Source organism: Intestinimonas sp. HCP28S3_D6, from assembly GCF_052065695.1.
Taxonomy (GTDB): Bacteria; Bacillota; Clostridia; order Oscillospirales; family Oscillospiraceae; genus Intestinimonas.
Genome location: NZ_JBQHTM010000082.1, coordinates 1 through 7,636 on the forward strand (window position 1 = coordinate 1; position 7,636 = coordinate 7,636).

Below are 7,636 nucleotides of genomic sequence, written 5' to 3' on the forward strand. Positions count from 1 at the left end.
CTGATCTTTTCCCTGCGGGCATTTTCTTCCGGTGTGCGTTTCTTTCTTGCCATAATAAAACCTCCACTGTGGTGCTTCTATTATACACCACCTTGGAGGTTTACACAAAATATGGGATGGTCTCCGACAATACGGTTGTGATTTCTTGATGGGATCGGTGTGTACTTACAAGTTACTATTTTTACCAGGTGATTTCTCCAGCTGCGTATTGCGATAGAGTTGGTCAGCAAACTCCAGAATGGTTTCTTTTAACTCCAATGATTGCAGGTACTGATTGGGCAACTGCTTCAGTCCAAGGGAGGCTCCCAGCAAATTTCCTGTCACTGCACCGGTGGAATCGCTATCTCCGTTGTGGTTGACCGCTGCACAGAGTGCTTTTCCGAAGTTGTACCGATAGCGGATGGCGCAGTAGACCGCAATGGCCAGCGTTTCTTCTGCCACCCAACCCTCACCCAAAGAAGCTATGGCGATTGTATCGTCAATTTTTTCGTTTGCAAGCAAAATTGCCCGCTCTACCAGTTCCTCCAACACTGCATATTCTTGTGGCGCAAAGGAAAATTTCTTTTTTGCCCACACCAGTCCACTACGAATTGTCTCGACCAGCTCTGTTTTTTCGCCATGAGATAGCCTCGAAATGCACCAGGCTAAAATTCCCGCCGGAAGATACCCCAGAACATGACCATGCGTTTGTGCGGCAACAGTTGCAGCCAGTGTTCCGGCTGTATCAGGCTTGGCAAAGAAAAGACCAATGGGTGCCACACGCATCACTCCGCCACAACCCTTGCTTTGATTGATGGCGTTAGTAATAGAACCAACCCGCCCGGATTCAAGGGCATCCAGGCAGGTGTTACCCGGTGCCCGTCTTTGGTACAGTTCCGGCAAAGAAAGAAGCTGGGATGTGTGAATCTTATTTGGTGAAAATGGTTTCGTTTGGGTAATCAACCAGTCCTGATAACTGGCGGAAATACACGATGGGCAGGATAAAATAGGGTCACTCTGCTGGCATGTACGCAGTAAACCCTCGGCAGTGAACAGTGTCATTTGGGTGTCGTCGGAAATCAATGCCATCCCATCTGTACATTCATAATCTCGAATACCATCTGCGCCATAGCGTGCCCGGATTTCCTCCAACGTCAGAAATTCCACCGTATAGCCAAGCGCATCCCCAGCAGCCCCTCCTACGAGACAGCCTCGATACCGATCCCGCATACTTTTTTCATAGATAAATATCTGCATTGATCAGACCTTCCTTTCGTATGTCCGGACATGATACCATCCTATACTGGCGTAATCCATCCCCGTTCTATAAGCACCTGTTTGCGCTGCTGCAAAATGGTTCTTTGTGCCATCTCTATATCCTTTGTGTTAGCAGAACCGGAAAATTGGCTGCACATCGCTTGGAGTGTCTGTACTCGCTCCGGTGTCACCAGCTGTAAAATGCGTTCTTTTACAGCTGAGCTTGCCCCTGTTAACGCCAAAGCCAGTGTTTCATCTTGGATTTGAGAAAACAGTATTGCGGCATATGGTTTTGAAAATCCTGCCAGCTGGTCAAATTGAGGAACATGGGAAACAGCCCGCTCGTTCCCTAAAGAAATTTGATGATTGCAGCACATAAAAAGAATACCTCCTCTGAAAGTGCAGCCTATGACAAGCTCAGAACTCCGCATTACACGATAAAAGCAAAAGGTGGGATGAAGCCATCCCGCCTTGATTACCCTTTGCGAATCAGAGCGTGATCCAAAATCTGATAGGGCATACTGCCGACCTCGGAAAAATCGTGGCTGACATCATAGGCGTAACCGGTAGCCCACTGTTCGCCCATTTGTGCTCTTTCGTCCTCCCACTCCTCTGGATAGTCCATATCTACAGCCAACATGGTTACAAGCAGTCCCCAAACTGTTTCATTGCAGACAGCGTAGTAGACATGAGCGTGGTATTCCGCTTCGATTTTCTCAACGGCACGGCTTACCTTTGCCTCCTGACTGATTTCGTAATGCAGTACTGCGTTGTCTGCCACTTTGCGAGCAAAGTATCGTTTTCCGGTTTTGTAGCCTTCCACAACGGCTGGATCAAGTCCCTGACCGTGTAAAAGCTCCAATCGGCACATAGCCTCGTTTCTGATTTTATCGTTGTAATCCATAAAAAACTCCTTTCCGTTACTCATACGGTTCACTGATGGTTGGCTATAGTCAGTATAGCATCCGAATATCTGGAATAACGACAATAGTTTGTCATGGTAATTTGCACGACTTCTGCGATGCAAATAGTCTGGGGTGCTTATGAATATTAAAACGACATACTGTTGTCTTTATTGTTGATTGTATATATGCTACGATACAGTCAAACACATTCGTTAGTGAAAAAAGGAGCGTTATGGTTATGCAAATTACACTGGATGCAGGGTATTTATCATCACGGCTGTTATGCAGTCAGGAAGCGAAGCTGGAGTGTATGGAAACCGTCAAACAGTTATGGACACTCAACCAACTCGTCCGTAAAGAGGGGGTGATGGCTATGAGTGAGTTTGCAGATGTGGTGGATGACTCGTTCCTGAGTGCTGCAATGCACACCGCAACAGCCCATACAGAACACCTGGAAAGTATACTGTATGCCAGCCTGATTTCAGGTGATTATTACGGAAAAGACTTTTTGAAAAATCTTCTGATTGTATGTGGACTGCCTGCACTTTGTGAGGGGATTTCTTCCAAGGAATTGATTGCACAACTGCAAGGGTGGTTTGGTATGGACTTCCTTCCATTCTATCACAGTGAAATAGAGCAATTTTATATCAGGATGGCAAAACCTCAAAAACGAGAACAGTCCCTGATTTTGGAGTTTGATGCCTTTCTGACACTCCCGCAGGCCAGTTTTGATGTCGTGTGTAATGCACTGGTATTGGGCGAAGGGATGGATTTACACGACCTGGCCCTTGCACTCAAAGGTGGTGGGGATGCTGTTTGCCAGCGATTTTACAAAAACCTTACTGGATATGGTCAAGCGGTACTGCAAGCCCACGGACAGTTCATGGAATATCCACGAAAAATAGATATAGAGACAGCACAAAGAAAAATCATCAGCGGGACACAGCATATCTGCCAGGAGGTTGAGAGAAATGAGTAAACGTAGCATTTCAAAGGTGAGTCGGATTCTTTCTGTCTATTACTTACTGCTTCAATGCGAAGAAGTGTCCTGGCAGGAGTTTGCCCCCCTGTCTCACTGTAAAAAGACTATACAGCGAGACATTGCACTGATTTGTCAAGCAGGTGCGGTCAGTGTTCGCTTTGATCGAGTTAGAAAAGCCTATGTGATGGAGGATAAGACATTGAAGGCGCCTGTATGTGTGGAAAACAAGGCACAGGCAAGGCAGATTCAAAAATTGCACCGTTTGCTTCGTGCACTACAGGAAATGCCAGAGGAGGATTGCGACCTCTGGTATCGAAGTGCCTTCCCTAAAGTGTCCAACCGCACTATGCAGCGGGATTTTGCAGAGCTGAACAAGCTGGACTTTGAAATTCGCTATGAACGGGATCTTTTGGTGCTGGGGTATGACAGCGGGGAAGAGCACCCACCTGGACGGTATCTGTCAGACAGACCGGACTGCTTCTCGTTGAGTACCATGCAGGAACTATAATGACATTATTTTGGATTTATAACATATCCCGGCAGAGCAATCTACACCTCTGCCGGGATATGTTATAATCTTCTGTTTTTTAATCGCTCAGGGGAAGTTTCAAAAATCAAAGCATATATCCAGTGTGTCCGTTCTGGATAGAAGGAACAATTTTTGCCTTCAACGCCTCGCTTATCGGCAATTTCTTTAACATTTCTGCATTTTCAGTGTGAATGGGGATAATTTGCTTTGTTGGATTGACTTCTGTGATAATATCAGCAATCAATTCTGCTGTGGCGTGACCACTGGTGTGCTTACAAACAGCGTGGTATTTGTGGCAAAATGCAGCCAGTTGGGGGTTATATGCTGAGCGTTTCGGGTCAAGATACCCCTCCCACATAGAGTAGAGCAGAACCGGGTTGCAATCCTGAAACTTTTTCAACCATACTTCATATCCCTCCCGCTCTTTTATAATACAAAGAAAACCAAATTTCCGCATATAGTCTTCTTGTGTTCCGCGAAATCCATTTTTATTCAGCTCTTTACCAAACTGAATGGGCCACACAGTACTAAAGCGGTAAAAATCATCCTCCACACCCGCTGTTTCCGAAAAGGTCTTGAGCTGAGAAACAACATAGTGGTTAGCAAACATTTTTATTCTGTTTGCCTTTGCAGCATGATAAAAGCTGGCCAGTGTGTCCAGATTTGTGGAAGAGCAGAGCAGGAAAATGTGACGGCGTTTTTTGAAAAATATGGTAGCCCAGCTTTGAAGCTCTTGTTCGGTAAAAATGCGTTCGTTCATTCGACTGAGCATAGTACCCTCGATGATAAGGGTGTCTATTTTTCTTTGTCCATTCTGACATATCCGCTTACGAATGGTAGTAAGCGGATCTCCAGCTTTATTTTGCATGGAATGACCGTGTCCACGGAAATCTCCGGTATGCAAAATGGTTGTGTCGTCGGTTTCAATCAGGAACATGAATGCCTCATAGGCGGAGTGGTCGACACGATATGGTGTGACCCGAATGTCGTGTGTGACAGTCACACTGACCCCATCCTGTAGTTCATGGAGTGTTTCTCCATGCAGAAGTGCCGCCATATTCTGATGATCCAGGGTTTGGTGAATATTCAACAGGATTTTCTTGGCGATACTGCCCAGATAGAGCGGGACATTGGGCAGAATGCGGTGCATTCTGCCCACATGGTCGCCGTGATAATGGGTGAAGAACACTCCATCAAAACAGGGCGTTCCTCTGGAAAGTCCTTCAATCTCAATCGGCTCATGCTCACTGCCTGGCAGATTTTCTCCAAAATCAATGGCAATTCTGCTGTGCGCTGTTTCGATGACAACCACGTTCCCGCCAATCTGGTCTGCGTGATAGGTAGTGATTTTTGTCATTCCGTGTCTCCCTGCGAATCTTGTGAAAAGAGTGGCACAAGAATATGGTTGTAACAAACAGATTCCTTCAGATCCTTCAGCACAGGGCAATCAATATTCTTGATAATCCATTTAAATGTGATATCTTGAATATCTGCCGTATTAGCACCGGACGGGGAAATGTAGATGATTTTAATGTCCTTTTCCCAGTCCTCTGGATTTGTGTTCTGAAGGATACACGCAATGGTGTGGAGATATTTTTCAGTTCCATGAATATAGTTTTTCTTTTGATATGCGTGCGTGTCTTCCACAAGTCTATCTCGAACGACCTCTGTACAGACAGCTTTACGGTGTATGCTGTTTTTTGTCAGCTTCTTACTGAGATAGCTCTTCAAAATGGTATAGGGATGTTCCTTTTCTGGCATGTATTTGATCTTTAGGATTCTACAGAGTAGATGCAACAAGTCGGTGCCCTTTTTAGGGTTATCTTTATCAATCCACTTTCTATATGTTTCAATTTGCGCTGATTCAAGGCTTCCCTGCGTGGTTTTCAGTTCCACAAACAGTACATTTTCCTTCGTCATTACCACATAGTCTACCTTTTTTCCACGGTTGTTATCTTCTTGTATTTCATTTCCTTTTGCGTATCCGATGGACATCTCTTTTGTAATCAGCGTTGCTTTCTGTCCTGTTGCAGCCTCGATGATCGCCGGAATATACGGGGTCAGGAGCATATCAAGAATAACCTCTGCCTTGATGTTGGGTGTGTAAAAATCCTGAATTGTGTGTGCTACAACCAGATTTTCAAAAGCAGACAGTTCTTTCAGTTTGCCCATGCTATGAACTCCTTTCACTTCTCGCAGTAAGAATTTTCTATTTTATTATACCGTTTTACTCGACAAGATACAAGAAATTTCACTATGACAAACTGTATGTCCATGTGTGTGATTTCTGTGTGTTATACTATCTGCATAAACAATATGCCAAGCAATCAGAACGGAGGGTTTTATATGTGGGATTTGTTAGGGCTGTGTTTGATTATTGCAGTATTTGCTTTCATTTTTTGCTACAATGGGTGGCTGAAAGAACACTACGGTGTCTCGGCGTTTACACCAGGTCGTATGATTGTAGGGACAGTAGATACATTCATTTGGATACTGCTGTTTGATGCAGATTCTGTGTGGGAAGCACTTCCTGGCATAGCAGTGGCTGGGATTATTTTACTGCTCTTACTGGGTGTCAATTATCAGCAGGTGAAAAACAGACGACAGGCAGTCATTATGACGCTATGGCATCTGGTGTGCGGTTTGGCGATCATTATGGTTTGGTATGAATGTGGACGGAACAGAAAGAAACGGAAGTGAAGATATTTTCTGCCAACATACCACAAAACATTACTATTTTCACTTTGATATACTCATATATCAATACGACATACGGTTGTCTGTTTGTTAAAATGAGTTGTGCTATACTTCTATTCGCACGAAAAACGAATTAAACATGGAGGGAATACTATGAAAGAGAATATGGAAGTTTTAATCATCAATCACGGCAAAACGACCAAAGTGTTGTTGGAAAATTATCCCGACCTTTATCAGCGTATCCAAACGGTGGAAAAATATTACAATGTGGACATCGTTGCCTGTACCTATCAACCAGCGGCAGGAAATCTTCTTACAATGAAGTACCAGCGTGCAGTGCAGAGCGTAGCGTTGCAGCCAAAGGCCAAAAATTGTTGTAAATCACCGACAGGCGATGGACATCATACATTGCATCGCAAGGTATCCTGAACTTGTACATCTTGTAACCACACAAAAACTCCCGTCTGGTTTCCACGATGGAACCAGACGGGAGTTTCGTATGCACCCGAAATCCGTCAGCTAACAGATGATAAGTCATTTACTTCCTTATCACTGTTAAACCAAGGGTTTTGAGGTTTTCAGTCTGGTTTTTTCATCCTTTTCCAAACCGAAAAATCATACTGAAATAAGTCGAATTGTAGGGGGTGTTTCATTAACGACAAATGAATAGCAGAAAGGAACTCAAAGCCTTTTGATTTCAAGCACAGTAGAATATTGGATTTAGGCGGAGCCGTCACTTGTTTCAAGTGGCGGCTTTTGTCATTTCCAGGACTGCTGTGCAGGCACATGACAACACCAATTAGAAATGAGGTGAAGTCATTGAACACGCAAATCATCGCCATCGCCAACCAGAAAGGCGGCGTTGGCAAGACAACCACCTGCGCGAACCTGGGGATTGGGCTGGCGCAGGCCGGAAAGAAAGTGCTGCTGATCGACGGGGACCCGCAAGGCAGCCTGACCATCAGCCTGGGCCACCCCCAGCCGGACAAGCTGCCCTTTACCCTGTCCGACGCGATGGGCCGTATCCTGATGGACGAGCCGCTGCGCCCCGGAGAGGGTATCCTGCACCACCCGGAAGGCGTTGACCTGATGCCCGCCGACATCCAGCTCTCCGGCATGGAGGTCTCCCTGGTGAACGCCATGAGCCGTGAGACCATCCTGCGGCAGTAGCCACAAGCATTGCTTGCTACAATATGTTTGACCCCAAGAACGGTGTTGCGCTGGTAATGCTGTTCAGCGGTTCAAACCTAAGCTACAATGAAGAGGTAATCGGCCTTACGGGGCATT

Annotated in this window: 9 protein-coding genes and 1 pseudogene; 5 read left to right on the forward strand and 5 right to left on the reverse strand. The window is 45.4% G+C overall.

Annotation, left to right across the window (positions count from 1 at the left end):
* Nucleotides 1-165: 165 nt before the first annotated feature.
* The 3 genes from ACTNBK_RS16210 to ACTNBK_RS16220 form a co-directional block, all read right to left on the reverse strand.
* Nucleotides 166-1,236, reverse strand: coding sequence for an ADP-ribosylglycohydrolase family protein (locus ACTNBK_RS16210; RefSeq protein ID WP_242969558.1), 1,071 nt, complete (start codon nucleotides 1,234-1,236; stop codon nucleotides 166-168).
* Nucleotides 1,237-1,277: 41 nt separating this feature from the next.
* On the reverse strand, nucleotides 1,278-1,613 hold the full coding sequence (locus tag ACTNBK_RS16215; RefSeq protein ID WP_162611453.1) for a FliG C-terminal domain-containing protein: 336 nt from the start codon (nucleotides 1,611-1,613) through the stop codon (nucleotides 1,278-1,280).
* 98 nt (nucleotides 1,614-1,711) lie between these two features.
* On the reverse strand, nucleotides 1,712-2,140 hold the full coding sequence (locus ACTNBK_RS16220) for a hypothetical protein (protein WP_441147660.1): 429 nt from the start codon (nucleotides 2,138-2,140) through the stop codon (nucleotides 1,712-1,714).
* 239 nt (nucleotides 2,141-2,379) lie between these two features.
* Here ACTNBK_RS16220 and ACTNBK_RS16225 point away from each other — a divergent pair, with 239 nt between their 5' ends.
* Complete coding sequence (locus ACTNBK_RS16225) at nucleotides 2,380-3,120, forward strand: FliG C-terminal domain-containing protein (protein ID WP_441147662.1); 741 nt, start codon at nucleotides 2,380-2,382, stop codon at nucleotides 3,118-3,120.
* Nucleotides 3,113-3,631 carry a hypothetical protein gene (locus tag ACTNBK_RS16230; protein ID WP_441147664.1) on the forward strand — a complete coding sequence of 173 codons (519 nt, stop codon included), beginning with the start codon at nucleotides 3,113-3,115 and terminating at the stop codon, nucleotides 3,629-3,631. Before ACTNBK_RS16225 ends, ACTNBK_RS16230 begins: the two co-directional genes overlap by 8 nt.
* 106 nt (nucleotides 3,632-3,737) lie before the next feature.
* Here ACTNBK_RS16230 and ACTNBK_RS16235 read toward each other — a convergent pair whose 3' ends face one another.
* Both ACTNBK_RS16235 and ACTNBK_RS16240 read right to left on the reverse strand, forming a co-directional pair.
* Nucleotides 3,738-5,009, reverse strand: a complete 1,272-nt coding sequence (locus ACTNBK_RS16235) for an MBL fold metallo-hydrolase (protein WP_441147665.1) — start codon at nucleotides 5,007-5,009, stop codon at nucleotides 3,738-3,740.
* Complete coding sequence (locus ACTNBK_RS16240; protein ID WP_441147666.1) at nucleotides 5,006-5,824, reverse strand: hypothetical protein; 819 nt, start codon at nucleotides 5,822-5,824, stop codon at nucleotides 5,006-5,008. The genes ACTNBK_RS16235 and ACTNBK_RS16240 overlap by 4 nt, the downstream gene beginning before the upstream one ends.
* Nucleotides 5,825-5,998: 174 nt before the next feature.
* Between ACTNBK_RS16240 and ACTNBK_RS16245 the strand changes: the two genes are divergently transcribed.
* The 3 genes and pseudogenes from ACTNBK_RS16245 to ACTNBK_RS16255 all read left to right on the forward strand — a co-directional run.
* Nucleotides 5,999-6,352, forward strand: a complete 354-nt coding sequence (locus ACTNBK_RS16245; RefSeq protein ID WP_087242477.1) for a hypothetical protein — start codon at nucleotides 5,999-6,001, stop codon at nucleotides 6,350-6,352.
* Between the two features lie 150 nt (nucleotides 6,353-6,502).
* Complete coding sequence (locus ACTNBK_RS16250; protein WP_441147668.1) at nucleotides 6,503-6,778, forward strand: hypothetical protein; 276 nt, start codon at nucleotides 6,503-6,505, stop codon at nucleotides 6,776-6,778.
* 390 nt (nucleotides 6,779-7,168) lie between these two features.
* Nucleotides 7,169-7,516 (forward strand): annotated as a pseudogene (locus ACTNBK_RS16255) (ParA family protein); the annotation flags it as partial.
* Nucleotides 7,517-7,636 lie beyond the last annotated feature (120 nt).

What these genes read in the sequence shown, in the direction of transcription:
- ACTNBK_RS16210 (WP_242969558.1), bottom strand. Translation starts at nt 1,236, where the DNA reads ATGCAGATATTTATCTATGAAAAAAGTATGCGGGATCGGTATCGAGGC.
- ACTNBK_RS16215 (WP_162611453.1), bottom strand. Translation starts at nt 1,613, where the DNA reads ATGTGCTGCAATCATCAAATTTCTTTAGGGAACGAGCGGGCTGTTTCC.
- ACTNBK_RS16220 (WP_441147660.1), bottom strand. Translation starts at nt 2,140, where the DNA reads ATGGATTACAACGATAAAATCAGAAACGAGGCTATGTGCCGATTGGAG.
- ACTNBK_RS16225 (WP_441147662.1), top strand. Translation starts at nt 2,380, where the DNA reads ATGCAAATTACACTGGATGCAGGGTATTTATCATCACGGCTGTTATGC.
- ACTNBK_RS16230 (WP_441147664.1), top strand. Translation starts at nt 3,113, where the DNA reads ATGAGTAAACGTAGCATTTCAAAGGTGAGTCGGATTCTTTCTGTCTAT.
- ACTNBK_RS16235 (WP_441147665.1), bottom strand. Translation starts at nt 5,009, where the DNA reads ATGACAAAAATCACTACCTATCACGCAGACCAGATTGGCGGGAACGTG.
- ACTNBK_RS16240 (WP_441147666.1), bottom strand. Translation starts at nt 5,824, where the DNA reads ATGGGCAAACTGAAAGAACTGTCTGCTTTTGAAAATCTGGTTGTAGCA.
- ACTNBK_RS16245 (WP_087242477.1), top strand. Translation starts at nt 5,999, where the DNA reads ATGTGGGATTTGTTAGGGCTGTGTTTGATTATTGCAGTATTTGCTTTC.
- ACTNBK_RS16250 (WP_441147668.1), top strand. Translation starts at nt 6,503, where the DNA reads ATGAAAGAGAATATGGAAGTTTTAATCATCAATCACGGCAAAACGACC.